This window comes from Morganella sp. GD04133 (genome assembly GCF_029835375.1).
Classification (GTDB): domain Bacteria; phylum Pseudomonadota; class Gammaproteobacteria; order Enterobacterales; family Enterobacteriaceae; genus Morganella; species Morganella morganii_B.
Genome location: NZ_JAODZS010000058.1, coordinates 1 through 15625, shown reverse-complemented (window position 1 = coordinate 15625; position 15625 = coordinate 1). Strand labels below are relative to the sequence as shown.

The 15625-nt window shown below is 51.0% G+C and carries 18 protein-coding genes and 1 pseudogene; all 19 read left to right on the top strand.

Features of this window, described 5'->3' with window-relative positions; all coding sequences use genetic code 11:
* The coding region (locus N7387_RS20155; protein WP_279800801.1) for a phage major capsid protein at positions 1-1191 on the top strand (1191 nt) is incomplete at its 5' end.
* A gap of 68 nt (positions 1192-1259) precedes the next feature.
* Positions 1260-1565: a hypothetical protein gene (locus N7387_RS20150; protein ID WP_279800800.1), complete on the top strand. Its 306-nt coding sequence runs from the start codon at positions 1260-1262 to the stop codon at positions 1563-1565.
* 50 nt (positions 1566-1615) lie between these two features.
* Positions 1616-1921: a head-tail connector protein gene (locus N7387_RS20145; RefSeq protein ID WP_279800799.1), complete on the top strand. Its 306-nt coding sequence runs from the start codon at positions 1616-1618 to the stop codon at positions 1919-1921.
* Complete coding sequence (locus N7387_RS20140) at positions 1921-2247, top strand: phage head closure protein (RefSeq protein ID WP_279800798.1); 327 nt, start codon at positions 1921-1923, stop codon at positions 2245-2247. Before N7387_RS20145 ends, N7387_RS20140 begins: the two co-directional genes overlap by 1 nt.
* Positions 2234-2623 (top strand): hypothetical protein, encoded by a 390-nt coding sequence (locus N7387_RS20135; RefSeq protein WP_279800797.1) that lies wholly within the window; start codon positions 2234-2236, stop codon positions 2621-2623. Before N7387_RS20140 ends, N7387_RS20135 begins: the two co-directional genes overlap by 14 nt.
* The gene (locus tag N7387_RS20130) at positions 2617-3033 is read left to right on the top strand and encodes an HK97-gp10 family putative phage morphogenesis protein (protein WP_279800802.1); all 417 of its coding nucleotides are present in this window, start codon (positions 2617-2619) and stop codon (positions 3031-3033) included. The genes N7387_RS20135 and N7387_RS20130 overlap by 7 nt, the downstream gene beginning before the upstream one ends.
* Before the next feature lie 14 nt (positions 3034-3047).
* On the top strand, positions 3048-3524 hold the full coding sequence (locus tag N7387_RS20125) for a phage tail protein (RefSeq protein WP_279800796.1): 477 nt from the start codon (positions 3048-3050) through the stop codon (positions 3522-3524).
* Positions 3524-3868: a phage tail protein gene (locus tag N7387_RS20120; RefSeq protein ID WP_262860336.1), complete on the top strand. Its 345-nt coding sequence runs from the start codon at positions 3524-3526 to the stop codon at positions 3866-3868. The genes N7387_RS20125 and N7387_RS20120 overlap by 1 nt, the downstream gene beginning before the upstream one ends.
* A gap of 219 nt (positions 3869-4087) precedes the next feature.
* A complete protein-coding gene (locus N7387_RS20115) occupies positions 4088-4609 on the top strand; it encodes a hypothetical protein (RefSeq protein ID WP_279800795.1) in 522 nt (173 codons plus the stop codon).
* Positions 4560-7019: a phage tail tape measure protein gene (locus N7387_RS20110; protein WP_279800794.1), complete on the top strand. Its 2460-nt coding sequence runs from the start codon at positions 4560-4562 to the stop codon at positions 7017-7019. The genes N7387_RS20115 and N7387_RS20110 overlap by 50 nt, the downstream gene beginning before the upstream one ends.
* Entirely contained in the window at positions 7016-7351 is a 336-nt protein-coding gene (locus N7387_RS20105; RefSeq protein WP_279800793.1) for a phage tail protein, read from the top strand. Before N7387_RS20110 ends, N7387_RS20105 begins: the two co-directional genes overlap by 4 nt.
* Entirely contained in the window at positions 7348-8106 is a 759-nt protein-coding gene (locus N7387_RS20100) for a phage minor tail protein L (protein WP_279800792.1), read from the top strand. The genes N7387_RS20105 and N7387_RS20100 overlap by 4 nt, the downstream gene beginning before the upstream one ends.
* 2 nt (positions 8107-8108) lie before the next feature.
* Positions 8109-8816 (top strand): C40 family peptidase, encoded by a 708-nt coding sequence (locus N7387_RS20095; RefSeq protein WP_279800791.1) that lies wholly within the window; start codon positions 8109-8111, stop codon positions 8814-8816.
* 56 nt (positions 8817-8872) lie between these two features.
* Positions 8873-9214 carry a hypothetical protein gene (locus N7387_RS20090; RefSeq protein ID WP_072125145.1) on the top strand — a complete coding sequence of 114 codons (342 nt, stop codon included), beginning with the start codon at positions 8873-8875 and terminating at the stop codon, positions 9212-9214.
* Positions 9215-9422: 208 nt separating this feature from the next.
* Entirely contained in the window at positions 9423-10205 is a 783-nt protein-coding gene (locus N7387_RS20085; RefSeq protein WP_279800790.1) for a KilA-N domain-containing protein, read from the top strand.
* 12 nt (positions 10206-10217) lie between these two features.
* On the top strand, positions 10218-10826 hold the full coding sequence (locus N7387_RS20080; protein ID WP_279800789.1) for a tail assembly protein: 609 nt from the start codon (positions 10218-10220) through the stop codon (positions 10824-10826).
* Positions 10827-10858: 32 nt separating this feature from the next.
* Entirely contained in the window at positions 10859-14065 is a 3207-nt protein-coding gene (locus N7387_RS20075; protein ID WP_279800788.1) for a host specificity protein J, read from the top strand.
* The gene (locus N7387_RS20070) at positions 14062-15117 is read left to right on the top strand and encodes a DUF6453 family protein (RefSeq protein ID WP_279800787.1); all 1056 of its coding nucleotides are present in this window, start codon (positions 14062-14064) and stop codon (positions 15115-15117) included. The genes N7387_RS20075 and N7387_RS20070 overlap by 4 nt, the downstream gene beginning before the upstream one ends.
* A 68-nt stretch (positions 15118-15185) precedes the next feature.
* Positions 15186-15625 (top strand): annotated as a pseudogene (locus N7387_RS20065) (hypothetical protein); the annotation flags it as partial.

Sequence of the window (15625 nt, the reverse complement as noted above, 5' to 3'; positions counted from 1 at the left end):
GTAGGCGAAGTGGCAAAAGAACTGAAATCTTCATTTGAAGAGTTTCAGAGAAAAAATGACAAGCGTATTGATGCCATCGAATCAGAAAAAGGCAAACTGGCGGAATCGGTGGACACCCTGAACGGAAAATTATCCGAGCTGGATGAACTGAAATCGTCACTGGAAGCCGAGCTGGCGGCTGTGAAACGTCCGGGCGGCGGTGTGGCAAACAAAGATGTCGCCGAACACAAAAGCGCGTTCGAACTGTTTGTCCGCAAGGGTAAGGATGATGGCCTGGTTGAACTGGAACAGAGAGCCATGCAGATTGGCTCTGATCCGGATGGCGGTTATGCCGTACCGGAAGAACTGGATCGCACCATTATCTCTGCGCTGCGTGATGAAGTTGTTATGCGTCAGGAATGTAATGTTGTCTCAGTCGGTACACCGAACTATAAGCGCCTCGTTAATATGGGGGGCACCGGCAGCGGATGGGTAGGGGAAACAGAAAAACGCCCTGAAACCGCAACGCCTAAACTCGGCCCGATTGAACCGGTGTGGGGTGAGATTTACGGTAATCCCGGGGCCACCCAGACCATGCTGGATGATGCCTTTTTCAATGTTGAGCAGTTTATTACCGGTGAACTGGCAATTGAATTTGCTGAACAGGAAGAAGCAGCATTCACCAACGGTGACGGCAGTAAAAAACCGAAAGGGCTGCTGGCTTACGGCAGTGAGGATAAGGCAGATAAGGATCGCGACTGGGGAAAACTGCAGCATCTGCTGTTGAAGAAACCAGCTGAACTGACAGCTGATGAAGTGATGCAGTTGGTTTACACACTGCGTAAGCCTTATCGCAGTGGCGCTAAATTTATGATGAATAACAGCACGTTATTTAAAGTTCGCACCCTGAAAGACTCACAGGGCAACTACCTGTGGCAGCCTGGCCTGCAACTGGGTCAGCCATCTGCATTGCTGGGCTACGGTATTGCGGAGAATGAGCAGTTTGCTGATATGGCTGCCGGTGCTGTTCCGCTGGCATTCGGTAACTTCAAGCGCTGCTACACCATTCTGGATCGTATCGGCATCCGCATGTTGCGTGACCCGTACACCAACAAACCGTTTGTACACTTCTACACCACGAAGCGTGTCGGCAGCATGTTGGTTGACAGCAACGCAGTGAAATTACTGAAAGCGGCAGACGGTACGAAGTAATCAGTCACGGCGGCAGAAATGCCGCCTTTTTGATGCAAATGTAATTACCGTTCTTAACGGAGGAACCAATGACAGAAAAAAACTATGAAGCAATTGGTCGCTGTAAGGTTTTGCTTGAAAAAATCAAAGCGATGCATATTGAAAGAGCCCGGGCGGTAGGCGATCTGCGGGCGGTTGTTTACTCCCTTCATCAGAAAGGCAATGCCAATCATGTTCCGCCTGAAATTGTTGTTTTTGATGCTGAAAATCTAACCAGCCTGGTTGATAAAGTTGGGCTTGCGGATGGTGAGTTAATGCGCGCTGTCAGTGAATATAACAACTGGTGTCATGAGGCAGGTGAAAAACCCGTTAAATTAATTGAGATAGCACAATAAGCAATAAATAAACCCAAGGTCGCTCAGTGGCCTTTTTTATTGGGGGTTTCATGCCATTACCGACAATTGAAGAGCTGCGCCTGCAATGCCGCATTGACACTGAGGAAGAGGATCTGCTTCTGCTTGGCTATTTGGATGCGGCAAAAGAAAAAGCAGAAAACTACCTGAACCGGAAATTGTATGACGACGCAGTTCCTGACAGTGATCCGGACGGAATGGACATCACACCGGTTATCCGGCTGACACTCATGCTGGTGGTCGGTTTCTGGTATGACACCCGGGAACTGAAGAAATTACCACAGGGTTTTTATGATCTGCTTTGTGACTATCGCTTTTCACCCATGAGGGAAAAATAATGCTGGCCGGTGAACTCAACAAACGCATCACCCTGTACAGGCCGGAGGTGGTGTCCGGTGATCTCGGTGATTCCCGTACTGAACTGACGAAAGTCATCACGGTGTGGGCCAAAGCCGAGGCGATATCCAACCGTAAAATCCGGACGGCAGAGCAGGATCAGGTCATTGAAACCATGCAGTTTACTGTGCGGCCGCGCGCGGATATTCAAATCGACTGGGTGATTGAATACCAAAGCCGGTTTTTTACCGTCCGTGCCTGTAACCGTAACGATCCGGCGAAACTGATTATTACCACGGAGGCAGACATACGACATGATCGAAAGTGACATTAAGTCGTCTCTTTCCGCTATCACCGCAATGCCCGTTTTCCCCCTGTTATTACCGAAAGATGCACAGGAAGGTATCACCTTTCAGCGCATCAGTGATCCGCGGTATTCCGCCGGTATGGTCACTACTCATCTTATCGTGGCGCGTTTTCAGATAGGCATTTACGTACTGAATGACTACGAAAAAGCCCTGCTGCTGGATAAAGCCATCCGTGATGCCTGGGAGCCGATCCAGCATGGTCACATCGGTAATTATCCGGTGCAGACCGTGCAGCGTGGTGGTTTTCAGCAGGGGCGGGAAGAGCTGACAAATAACACTGTCCGCTGGTCAGTCATGCGGGATTTTATTATCACTTATCCGGAGGATGCATCGTGAGAACAACGGTTAAGGTTTCCGGCCTTGACGGGCTGGAAGCGGAGCTGATGAATCTCGGGGAAAAACTGACATCCAGAATACTGCGCGATGCAGGCCGTGAGGCTATGACCGTTGTTGCGGAAGATATGAAGCAGTATGCCGGTTATGACAGCAGTCACGACGATGAACACATGCGGGACAGTATCAAGGTCAGAACCACTGACCGGATGAAGGATAAAAAATACATCACCCTGATGACCGTTCGTGTGGGTCCGTCAAAAGAGCACCACATGAAAGCGCAGGCTCAGGAATTCGGGACATCAAAACAGATCCCGCGTCCGTTTATACGCCCGGCGCTGGATTATCACCGTAAAGATATTTTAAACACCCTTGCCGCCGCCATCCGCGCCGGTATTAATGAAAACCGTTAACCTGGAGAACTATTATGGCCGGAGAAAAATCCTCCCCGGAATACGCCATGTTACCTGCCGGCACCATTGTAAAATTTGGTGAGGCCGGTGATCCCGTCGATAAAATGAAAGCGCTGGTTAACTGTAAAGCGCTGGGGGCTACCGGGCTTACCGGTGGTTTTATTGACTGCACGACCCTGAAAGATACCAACAAACAGTCGATTTCCGATCTGCCGGAAGGACCTGAAAAATCACTCGGGTTTATTGATGATCCCAGCAATGCTGATTTCGCCGCGTTTCTCAATGCCGCCGAACAGCGTAAGACTGTGCAGTTTTATTTCGAACTGCCGAACGGGCGTACAGCGACGATGATCCTCGCGTTGTCAGGCTGGGAAATGAACGATATCAGCGCCCCTGCCAGTGAGGTGATTCAGATTACCGTGAAAGGTAAGCAGAACAACATCACCTGGGGAACCACTACTGTCACACCACCAACAGGAGACGGGGAATAATGAATCTGAAATCAGCCCTGTTAAAGCCGGATTCACACACGGAAAAACATACACTCTTCGGTACGGAGGTATATCTGCGGCGTCTTACTGTCGGGGAGCTTGACCGCTACGAAAAAGATCGCAAGGCTGCTTTTGATGCCGGTGATTATTCCGGGGTTACCCTTGCGGGGGCCAATCTGATTTTGTCAGCTATCTGTGATGAGAACGGAATCCCGGTCAGTGCGGAAGATCTGCCGACAGCAAAAGAGCTTATTGATGCACACAGTAATCCGGTCTTTGTGGAAGCAATGAATACGCTGCAGAAATACTGCTACGGAACCATTGAGGACGCGAAAAAAAACTGACGGACTCACCCCGCCTCTATCTGCTTTTTCAGCTGGCGGATCGGTGGGGTGAGTCTGACCCGCGAAAACTGTCTGATATGCCCGCCGATCTGCTTAATCACTGGCGGGCTTTTTTTATGCTGGAAGAAGAGGCAGCGGGTGGGGCTGGGGGAAATACAGTGGTTCCAACGGTATCACCGGATATCAGCACACAGTGCAATGATGTAATGAGGATCTTAAATGGCTGACGTTGCAAGTTTAGCGGTTGCGTTACACCTCAACGCAGCCAGTTTTAAGTCTGAGGTGGCAGATGCCTTTGGTACAGCGTCTGCCGGGTCAAAAAAATTCAGCCGGGATGTCGGCTCGGATTCGGCCAGAACAGCAAATGATCTGGCCCGTGTTTCCGATGAGGCGAAACGGACCGGTAACAGTATTGCGCAGATGGGGAATTCAGGAGTGCGGTCCGGGTTCGCGCAGTTACGGACATCACTGACCAATATTTCAGTCGGTGCTAATGTTGCCGGTTCATCCATCCTCAGTGCCTTTATTCCGGCACTGGAACGGGCCGCTAATGATGTTGATCGCCTTGGCTCCGCTGTCAGCAATAAGCGGGCACAGGATATTGCCGCTGCGGAAAGTGCAGTGCAGATGGCGCAGGCACAGGTAAAACAGGCCGGAAGTGCAAAACAGGCTGCTCAGTCACAGATTCAGCTTGCCGGACGAGGCGGCGGCCAGGCGGGAGCAGGCTATTGCGCTGGATGAATATTATGCCCGGCAGGCGAGGGTAAACAAGCAGCACGGTGTCACTGTTTCTTATGCCAGAGAACACGCGGAGAACGCGCGTGTAATCAGTGAGGCAAACATTGCGGAGGAAAAAGCAAAAAATAAACTCCGCTCGGCAGCCCGTAGTCTGGTTGATGCGGAGCGTAACGAGGCATCAGGTAAGCGTAATCTAACTTCCGCCACGGCGGGCTTGTCGGCAGCAAACAGGGAGCTGACATTAGCGCAGCGTGCATCTGCACAGGCAGGCGGTCTGCTGAAAAATACCTGGGCTATGCTGGGCGGAACACTCGGTATTGGTCTGATGGCGGCTGCAGGTGCTGCTACTTACCTGTATTCACAATACAAAGAGGCGGAAGAGCGGCAAAAGGCGTTTAATGCTGCCATTCAGAAAGGCGGAGCCGGGCTGAATAATTCGGTATACCAGCTGCGCACACTGGCTAATCAGCTGGGCGGAACAGCAGAGGCATACAAAACGGTGACGGCAGCAGCGACTGCCGGGTTCTCCGGCTCAATGCTGCGTGAAGTGTCTGAATTCGGTGTGCAGCTGGAAAAATCCGGCGGCAGCGCAGACCATCTGATCACGAAGTTGTCATCTATTAATGAGCAGCCTCTTCAGAGTCTTCGTCAGCTTATCAATGAAGGTCTGGTTTTTGATGAGGCCACCATAAACCGGATTGCACTGCTGGAGCGTCAGGGGGATGTTGAAGGGGCAAAAGAGCTGGCCAGAACAAGCGCCCTTAATGCCACTAAAACACTGAATGAAGAACAGACCAGGGTCAATGCCATTCATGAGAAAGGCATTAAGGATATTGAAGATCGCTACCGTTCACTGAATCAGACAGCAAGAGATTTTTCTGTATCTGCCGGTATAGCCAGAATTCAGGCGGAAAACCTTGCCAGACTGACATGGCAAATGGGCGCCGCGATAAAAAACGCGGAGCAGGAACAGCAGCAAAAGGAGCAAATAAAAAATACCCGTGAGCAGCTGGATGCACAACTGCAACTGAACTCAGCGTATAAAGCGGGCGCGGATAAACACGCAGAAAAACTGAAACTGCAAAATACCGCCCGTGAGCAACTTAAATCCGGCCAGATGGATGCAAAGCAGTTTGAGCAGACAATGAAGGGGATCGACAGCCTTTACAGCTCACTGGATAAGAAAGGGCACGGCAGTGGCAGTATTCCGGAAGGTCAGCGCCGGGCGCAGCAACTGATGGAGCAGACCGCCACGCTCAGGGCGCAGCTTGCAGAAAATGAAAAGCTGACCGCATCTGAAAGTAAGCTGATTGCATTTGAGCAGGAGCTGGTCGGCCTGGCAGGTAAAAAACTGAATGCCGCTCAGAAGAGTGTGATGGAAAATGCCGGATCCATCCGTACCCAGTTACAGCTCAACGCCGGGCTTGAACGGGAAATCGCACTGAAAGGGCTGCGTAAAAAGTTTGATGATCAGAACTTTGAAATAACGCAGCGTACCCAGTCCATGCAGCAGGAGGCGGATAATCAGCGCCTGCAAATCATTATGCCGACAGCGGATTATAACCTGATGCTTGAAGAGCAGCGGATTGCGGATGACTTCCGTCAGCGCCGGTATCAGCTGGATAAAGAAATCTCTGATAAAACCTCTCAGTTATACAAAGATCAGACCGCCGTTCTGAATGCTGAACAGCAAAAGCAGACTGATATCGTCCGTCAGGCCGCAAAAGACAAAGCCACGTCAGAGGCGGACTGGCAGGGTGGTTTAAAGCAGGGCTGGAAAGATTTCGGCGATAGCAGCAGTAATGCGTTCGCAATGATGCGAAATACATCTGCGAATGCGCTTAACAGCACATCGTCTATGTTCACTGATTTTCTGACCACCGGACGGGCAAATTTTGCCGACTTTACGAAATCCATTCTCACCGATATCACAAAAATGATTGTCCAGATGAGTATTTTCAACGGACTGAAAAGCGGCCTGAGCGGGACATGGCTGGGTGATGCTATGGGAATGACTCCCCATGCGACCGGCGGTGTGTATACCTCCCCGGGGCTGAGTGCATACAGTAACAGCATTGTCAGCTCTCCGACCGTATTTCCGTTCGCCAAGGGGGGAGCACCCAATATCGGCCTGATGGGTGAAGCGGGATCTGAAGCGATTATGCCGCTGAAGCGCGGGCCGGATGGCAATCTCGGCGTCCGGGCTTATGGTGGCAGTAATGTTGTCGGTACGGCACCTGTGGTTCATATCAACATCGACAGTGACGGAAATCAGCAGGTTCAGGCATCCGGCGGTTTTGAGCGGTTCGGCAGGGAGATTGGTCAGTTTGTTGATCAGCGCTATCGTTCACTTATGGCCACGGATTTACGTCCGGGCGGGGCGATCTGGAATGTCGCGAAGGGGAAAAGATGATAGAAACATTCACCTGGAGTCCGCGCCTGAATCCGCAGGGCGATACCTCCTTCAGAGCCCGCAAGGCAAAGTTTGGTGACGGTTACGAACAGGTTTGCGGGGATGGCATCAATCCCCGCAGCCAGAAGTGGTCACTCAATTTTACCGGGGCGGAAAGTTATATCCTGCCAATCCGGGATTTTATTGACCGGCACGGCGGTATCCGTGCTTTTCAGTGGACACCACCGCTGGAGAGTACCGGATTGTATCGCTGTGATGATCCGAAACTCACCCCGCTCGGCGGTGACAACTATTCGCTCTCTCTTACATTTACCCAGGCATTTAAACCATGATCACAAACGATTACCAGAAGCTGGAACCGGGTAATGCCGTCCGGCTTTTTGAGGTTGACGGTACCGCGTTCGGCGCGCCGGATGTTTTGCGGTTCCATGCTTACAACATTCCTCACAAAGAAGCAGAGATTACGGCTGCCGGCGGTGACCCTGAAAAACTGCCGGCGAAATCCATCTGGTGGCAGGGCGAAGAGTACCGTGCGTGGCCGGTGCAGATTGAAGGAATAGAGGCATCAACAAGCGGTTCCGGTGCGCAGCCGAAGTTATCAGTGGCAAACCTCGATGGATCAATCACCGCGCTGTGCCTGGCCTACGATGATATGCTGAAAGCGAAAGTCACGATACACGATACGCTGGCGCACTATCTGGATGCGGCAAACTTTCCGGATGGCAACCCGCTGGCAGATCCGACTCAGGAAAAAGTCTCCGTCTTTTATATCGACAGCAAATCATCGGAAACCAACGAAGTTATTGAGTTTGAATTAGCCAGCCCGATGGATTTGCAGGGGGTGCTGATCCCGACGCGGCAACTGCATTCAATGTGTACCTGGTGTATACGCGGCAAATACAAATCCGGTGACGGCTGTGATTATGCCGGTCAGAACGGGTATTTCGACAAACACGGCAACCGGGTAGATGACCCGGCACAGGATCAGTGCAGCGGTATGCTGAATACCGGTTGCTTTCCCCGTTTCGGGAAAAATAATCCGATCCCGTTCGGCGGCTTTCCCGGAACATCATTACTGAGGAAATAGGGATGCGCAAAAACATTCAGGCGGCCATTTTTTCACATGCTGAACGTGAATATCCCCGCGAGTGCTGCGGGGTGATCGCGCAAAAATCCCGTGTGGTGAAATACTTTCCCTGCTGCAATGTCGCAGCTACGCCGGAAGAGCATTTTGTATTATCGCCGGAGGATTACGCTGCTGCTGAGGATTGGGGCACAGTAATCGGTATTGTTCACAGCCACCCGGATGCCACCACCCAACCGTCAGAACTGGATAAAGCACAGTGTGATGCCCTTGGTATCCCGTGGTATATCGTCAGCTGTCCGGAGGGGGATCTGCGGACCGTTCAGCCGCGCGGCGAGCTGCCATTACTTGGTCGTCCGTTTGTGCTCGGATTTACAGATTGCTGGGGGCTGGTAATGAGCTGGTTCCGGCAGGAGCGCGGCGTTGAACTGCCGGATTACCGGGTGGACTATCCCTGGTGGGAGCTGGGTGAAAATCGTTATGCTGATAACTGGCGGGAAGCGGGATTTATTCAGGTCGATGATCCACAACCGGGCGATATGATAGTGATGCAGGTGCAGGCGCCGGTCGCCAATCATGCCGGTATTCTGCTGGATGATAATATGCTCCTGCATCACTTATACGGGCACTTGAGTCAGCGGGTGCCCTATGGCGGTTATTGGCGTGATCGCACAATTATGGTACTGAGACATAAATTACACATGACAACGTGACTTGGTGCTATTACCCTGAATGACAATTGTTTATTAAATATGTATAGGAGTGGGTAGTGAAGAAAATTATAACGCTGCTATTTATTTTTATTGTTACTGGATGCGCAGGAATGGCAGAACTTCGTCAGCGGCCAGCAGATAATAAATTTCAATCAGATAAATCAACTCAAGAAGTAGCCAATTGCATTCTCTATGGATGGCAGGAAAAAAGCCAAACATACGGAAGCGTCTTTATACAGCCTGCAAAAGATGGGTGGTCTGTTTATTCAGCGGGACAACTTGAATTAGTTGATGTGACCAGTACTGGAGATAAAACAAATATTAGTTTTTATCATCAGGGCGGAATGTTTAAATACAGAATAGATAATAGAATAAATTCTATAACTTCATGTATTTAAATTAATTAAAAAATATAACCCGTTCCGGCGGGTTTTTTTATGCCTGAAATTCAGTTTTACCCACCAGTGCACCACATGCACATGCGCATTTAAACATCGAACCGATATTTAGGAATGAGCCTTTGAGGGGATCAGCTATAGCTGATGCTGCTTCGATGGGCTGATCTCCTATGTGGCAAAGGTTCATTACCTAAATAAGGAAAGTATCATGATTAAAATCATACCCATGAAGTATGACGAATCCCTGATCCCGTTTAATGGTGATTGCTGGGTGAATGCAACAGTGGCAGCCAAGCACTTTGATAAAAAAGCTTTCGATTGGTTGCGGTTGGACTCAACAAAAGAGTACGCGAAAGAAATAGGGCAGGAATTGAATGCTGAAGCTCTGGATTTTAAAGGCGGGATTTCCCGTCTTTTAGTAAAAGTGGAAAAAGGGCGCTATGGCGGCACCTGGATTCACCCGGAACTGGTCATTGAGTTTTCCCGCTGGTTATCACCAAAATTCGCCCGTGCCTGTGACCGGCATATAAAAAATATGCTGATGGCGCAGAATATGACACTGACGGAAGATCAGGTTATAGGCCTGCTGACATACAAAGACGCTACTGAGTGGGAAAAGCGTTTTCAGGAGCCCTACTATCGCGCACTGTCAAAAATGGCCGGTGTTCCTTACTTTGGTCATGTTGGCGGGTGTCCGTCACTTTTCGGGATGATTACGGCGAAGTGGGTATACGGCGTTGCATTGCCTGACTATGTCTACGAATCGGTAAAAGAAAACCGGTCAGCGCGTGAGAAAATTCATCAGTATCTCAAGGCAGATGCCTTACGGAAAGTTGAAGAACAAATGGTGGCGGTGACTAATATCGCCAACAGCTCAGCTGACTATAAGGATTTTGATGCCCGGTGTATGGCTGCATTTGATGTTAAAGGGCAGATGCAGTTGCTTTATCCGGCGACGGGAAATAATTCACAAATTACCCGGTTACAGTAAGTGGAGAAACTTATGCAACAAGAAATAATGACAAAAATAGAGCTGGGCGGAGTGCTGGGTAAAACGTTTGGTAAAACACATCAACGTCTAATCAGTACCACATCAGAAGCTGTTCGTGCACTGTGTTGCACTATTCCGGGTTTCGAACAGTTCCTGAATACGAGTAAATCGCGCGGACTGACCTTTGCGATTTTTCGAGGTAAGAAAAACATCGGTGAAGATGATCTCGGGTTTCCGGTAACAGGTGATGTTATCAGGATTATACCTGTTGTTATCGGCAGCAAACGCGGCGGATTATTTCAGACTATTTTCGGGGCAGTGCTGGTGGCTGCAGCTGTATTTATGTCAGGTGGTATCGGTGCCGCTTTTGCAGCTGGTGGTATGACCGGTTTTATGGCTACAACCGGCGCGGCAATGATGCTGGGTGGTATTATCCAGATGTTGTCCCCGCAGCCAAACGGGATCGCCATGAAAGACCAGGGCGAAAACAAACCATCCTATGCGTTCGGCGCGCCGACGAACACCGTTTCTCAGGGCTACCCGGTACCGATCGGGTACGGTAAGCGCCGCATCGGCGGAGCCGTTATCTCAGCCGGAATTTACGTCGAAGATCAGCAGTAATCCTTTCTCCGTTATTCAGCAGGAATCCCACAATGATACAAATAGCAGGCCATAAAGGCGGCGGTGGCAGCCCGCGCACGCCCGTCGAACAGCCGGACGACTTACAGTCTGTTGCAAAAGCCAAATTGCTGATCGCCCTCGGGGAAGGGGAATTTGCCGGTGAGCTGACCGGGAAGAATATCTTTCTGGACGGTACGCCCCTGCTGAATGCCGACGGATCGGAAAACTTCCCCGGCGTGGTATGGGAATACCGCCCCGGCACTCAGGCACAAACTTACATTCAGGGGATGCCGGCGGCGGAAAATGAAATTACGGTCGGCGCTATGGTGCAGAGCAGTACACCGTGGGCGCATGCATTCACCAATCCGCAGTTGTCCGCAATCCGTGTTCGCCTGAAATGGCCGTCCCTGTTCCGCCAGGAGGATAACGGGGATATGGTCGGCAACGAAGTGAAATACGCCATTGATTTACAGACTGATGGCGGCAGCTGGAAAACCGTTGTGGACGGGCGTGTGAAGGGCAAAACCACTTCCGGTTATGAGCGTACTCACCGTATTGATTTGCCACAGTCGGTCACATCCTGGACGTTGCGGGTGCGAAAAATCACGCCGGATGCCAACAGCGCTAAAATCGGTGACACCATGGTGCTGCAGAGTTATACCGAGGTGATCGACGCCAAACTGACCTATCCGCATACCGCGCTGCTGTATATCGAGTTTGATTCAAAACAGTTTAACGGCTCGATCCCGCAGGTCACCTGTGAGCCGAAGATGCGGGTTATCCGTGTACCGTCAAACTATGACCCGGAGCGCCGGACGTATTCAGGTACCTGGGACGGTTCGTTTAAGTGGGCGTGGACCAATAACCCCGCCTGGATATTTTACGATATTGTGGTTTCCGATCGCTTCGGCCTCGGTGACCGCATCAAAATGCAGAATATCGATAAATGGGAGCTGTACCGCGTTGCGCAGTATTGTGACCAGCCGGTACTGGACGGTAAGGGCGGCAGCGGCACTGAGCCGCGCTATATCTGTGATGTGTATGTGCAGGATCGCAATGAAGCTTATACCGTGCTGCGTGACTTTGCCGCCATCTTCCGGGGCATGACCTACTGGGGAGGCAACCAGATTATCACCCTGGCGGATATGCCGCGTGACATTGATTACAGCTACACCAAAGCCAACGTCCTCGACGGGAAGTTCACCTATTCCGGCAGCAGCAGTAAGGCCCGCTATTCCTCCTCGCTGGTATCGTACTCAGATCCGCTGAACGGCTATGCTGATGCGATGGAGCCGGTATTTGAAAATGAGCTGGTTTACCGGTTCGGTTTTAATCAGTTGGAAATGACGGCAATTGGTTGTACCCGGCAGTCAGAAGCCAACCGCAAAGGCCGCTGGGGTATTCTGACCAACAACAAAGACCGGGTGGTGACATTCGGCGTGGGACTGGACGGCAACATACCGCAGCCGGGCTACATTATTGCGGTGGCGGATGAAAACCTGTCCGGGAAAGTGACCGGCGGTCGCGTCAGTGCAGTGAATGGCCGGAGTGTCACGCTCGACCGAAAACCGGATGCCGCGCCGGGCGACCGGCTGCTGCTGAACCTGCCGTCTGGTAAATCACAGGCCCGCACTATCCAAATGGTCACGGACAGGGTAATTACTGTCACCACAGCATACAGCGAAACACCGGAACCGGAGTGCGTCTGGGTGACTGAATCAGACGAGCTGTATGCCCAGCAGTACCGGGTGGTGAGTGTGACTGAGAATGACGATGGTACGTTCACGATATCTGCGGCTATGCATGACCCGGACAAATATGACCGGATAGACACCGGTGCGGTACTCGATGAGCGTCCGATCAGTGTTATTCCGCCGGGTAACCAGTTCCCGCCGAAAGATATCACCATCAGCTCTTACTCTGTGGTGAATCAGGGGATCAGCATTGAAACCATGCAGGTTACTTGGTCACCCGCAGAGAACGCGATTGCTTATGAGGCGCAGTGGCGGCGTGATGACGGCAACTGGATCAATGTGCCGCGCAATGCCACCACTTCGTTTGACGTGCCCAGGGTGTATTCAGGTCGCTATCTGGTGCGGGTCAGGGCGATTAACGCGGCTGAAATTTCCAGCGGCTGGGGATATTCAGAGGAAACCCAGCTGACCGGTAAGGTGGGAGATCCGCCGATGCCGCTGAACTTCCGTGCGGCCACACTGGTATTCGGGATCAAACTGAACTGGGAGTTCGGGAAATTCACGGAAGATACCCTGAAAACCGAAATTCAGTACAGCAAAACCAATGACGGACAAAACCTGTTGCTGTTAGCCGATGTGCCGTACCCGTCCCGCTCTCATGAGCTTGCCGGTCTGGCTGCTGGTACCGCGTTTTATTTCCGCGCCCGCCTGGTGGATAAAACCGGCAATCAGTCCCCCTGGACTGAGTTTGTGCGCGGTGTGGCCGAGTTCGACGCCTCGACCATTATTGATGAAGTCGCTGCCGGGCTGGGTGACTCACAAATCATCAAAGACCTGCAGTCGCAGGCGGATGATAACTTCGAGGCCATTATCAACAACGCCAACAACGCCTACGGTCAGTGGGGATACTGGCAGCGCGAAACCGGCGCGATGAAAGCGGAAATTATCGAAGTCCGCAACTACACAGTCACGGAAACAACGGCACTGGCGGAGAAACTGGATGCGGTACAGGTTAAAGCAGAAGACGGTCTGGCACTGGCACAAAACGCCATCCGGGCGCAGTGGGATATGGCATCCGGTCAGGCATCGGTGGTTCACGATATGAAAGTCCGCATTCATTACAACGGTGAGGACTATTCCGCCGGCATGGTTATCGGTGCCGAACTGAAGGGCGGACAGGTAAACACGCTTATCGGGTTCAGCGCCCAGCAGTTCGCATTTTATAACCCTGTGAATAAATCCATGGATCTGTTTATGTACATGAAAGACGGTCAGGTGTTTATGCGTGAGGCGTTTATTAATCAGGCATGGCTCAACAGCGTGGTTGTCACTGACAAAATGCAGTCTGAGAACTATGTGGCGGGCAAATCCGGATTTCTGATCGATGCCAAAACCGGAAATGCAGAGTTTAACAATGCAACGTTTCGCGGAACCCTCGATATCCGCAGTGCAACATCGGGCGGGCGGATGGAGATTAATAATACCAGGATAGATGTTTTCGATGACAGCAATGTATTGCGGGTCAGGATCGGGAGGTTGTCTTGAGCCGGTACGGTATATATGTTCATCCTGATACAGGATCAAAGCCTTTTTATCTGGATGATGAGCAGTGTCAGCCGCTGGCGAAACTGGGTCAGTTTAAATTTTATTTCCCCTATGCATCTGCAAGTTTAAACAGAGTGGAGCCACCCGGCGTGTGGGAGTACATCCGTGACCGTAAAGCATGGCGGGCTGTGGTTCCCGGTATGTCTGACTATAATTGCTTTATTGTGGTGAAAAAGGGAGCTCACGCCGCCGGGACTTATGGCCTGACCGGCGTTATTCAGTTGTGGACAGATAAATTATGGTTAGAAGCACCATATATATACGTCTATGCGGAATGCGGTGACTACTCTGCATGGGGTGATGACCCCTACGGTGAATTTTTTGTGTACGATGTGTATGGCACCCCAAAACCCAAGTCAGCTGCGGGCAAGTATGGCATTCAGCTCCGGGGCATGAATGGTGTCACAACACTGACAGACTTTTCCAGGCTGGGCTACTGTGTGTGGGCCGGTACGGTTTACAGCGATGGTAAAAAGGGAAGCGGCGCTAAAATACCAGGATACGACATCAGCAACGAAAGTCGCTATACAATCTATGTCAGACCAAAATCCCAGGCCTGCACAATGTTGAGATTCAGGAATTCAATCTGGACTGACGTTCCTGCCTATCTGAATGTACTGTTGTTTGATCACAATCCTGATTTATCCGTACTGCCAAAATACGGGATTCAAATCTGTAACCAGAATGGAAAGACAACCTATACCAGTAAATATTGCCCGCTGATGGGAGGGCAGCTGCTATCTGCAATGTCCGGCTATTCTCAATACAAGAATCCTTATTTTAATCTTGGTAACTATGGCACATTTGTGTCTTCTATTAAAAACAGCTATTACGATCTGGCGGCATTAGGTTTGCATGTCAGCGGCAATTATTACGATGTCCGGTTTCTGGCAACAGTCGACTCCGGCTGGATGGGGGATATGTGGACAAATAACGGTAATGTGCAGGGGATTTACAACACCCACTGCATCGACGGCGATTTATATTTATAACTGACGCATAACCCAATCAAAATAACCGCTCCGGCGGTTTTTTTATGCCTGAAATTTAAGGAAACCCCATGATTTATACAGACGGCACCATAGCCATTAAAGCCGGTTCACCGATTGTGACCGGCACCGGTACACAGTGGAAAAAGAATATTCACGGTGTGGCACCCGGTCAGCTTATCAGCATCGGGAACGGCACAGCACCGGTCAGCATGATGATCCGCGCGGTAAACAGTGACACCGAACTGGTATTGTCATTCAATGCTCCGGTAACGCTCAGCGGTGCTAAATACTCCATTGCCACCACGGTACCGGACACCATTTCAGATGCGGCCCGTACCATGTCCGCCAATCAGGGCTATATCGTTTACTTTCTCCAGGCAATGCAGCAGTGGATGACAGACACCGGACAGGTGGAGATTGAGTTGCCGAATGGACAAAAGGTGACGCTGGAGGATTTAAAAGGGCTGGCCTCTCAGGAATGGGTTAACTCATTTATTAAAAAGGATTT

Bases quoted from the DNA above. Each gene is read 5' to 3' on its own strand.
- N7387_RS20150 (WP_279800800.1), top strand. From the start codon at position 1,260: ATGACAGAAAAAAACTATGAAGCAATTGGTCGCTGTAAGGTTTTGCTT.
- N7387_RS20145 (WP_279800799.1), top strand. From the start codon at position 1,616: ATGCCATTACCGACAATTGAAGAGCTGCGCCTGCAATGCCGCATTGAC.
- N7387_RS20140 (WP_279800798.1), top strand. From the start codon at position 1,921: ATGCTGGCCGGTGAACTCAACAAACGCATCACCCTGTACAGGCCGGAG.
- N7387_RS20135 (WP_279800797.1), top strand. From the start codon at position 2,234: ATGATCGAAAGTGACATTAAGTCGTCTCTTTCCGCTATCACCGCAATG.
- N7387_RS20125 (WP_279800796.1), top strand. From the start codon at position 3,048: ATGGCCGGAGAAAAATCCTCCCCGGAATACGCCATGTTACCTGCCGGC.
- N7387_RS20120 (WP_262860336.1), top strand. From the start codon at position 3,524: ATGAATCTGAAATCAGCCCTGTTAAAGCCGGATTCACACACGGAAAAA.
- N7387_RS20115 (WP_279800795.1), top strand. From the start codon at position 4,088: ATGGCTGACGTTGCAAGTTTAGCGGTTGCGTTACACCTCAACGCAGCC.
- N7387_RS20105 (WP_279800793.1), top strand. From the start codon at position 7,016: ATGATAGAAACATTCACCTGGAGTCCGCGCCTGAATCCGCAGGGCGAT.
- N7387_RS20100 (WP_279800792.1), top strand. From the start codon at position 7,348: ATGATCACAAACGATTACCAGAAGCTGGAACCGGGTAATGCCGTCCGG.
- N7387_RS20095 (WP_279800791.1), top strand. From the start codon at position 8,109: ATGCGCAAAAACATTCAGGCGGCCATTTTTTCACATGCTGAACGTGAA.
- N7387_RS20085 (WP_279800790.1), top strand. From the start codon at position 9,423: ATGATTAAAATCATACCCATGAAGTATGACGAATCCCTGATCCCGTTT.
- N7387_RS20080 (WP_279800789.1), top strand. From the start codon at position 10,218: ATGCAACAAGAAATAATGACAAAAATAGAGCTGGGCGGAGTGCTGGGT.
- N7387_RS20075 (WP_279800788.1), top strand. From the start codon at position 10,859: ATGATACAAATAGCAGGCCATAAAGGCGGCGGTGGCAGCCCGCGCACG.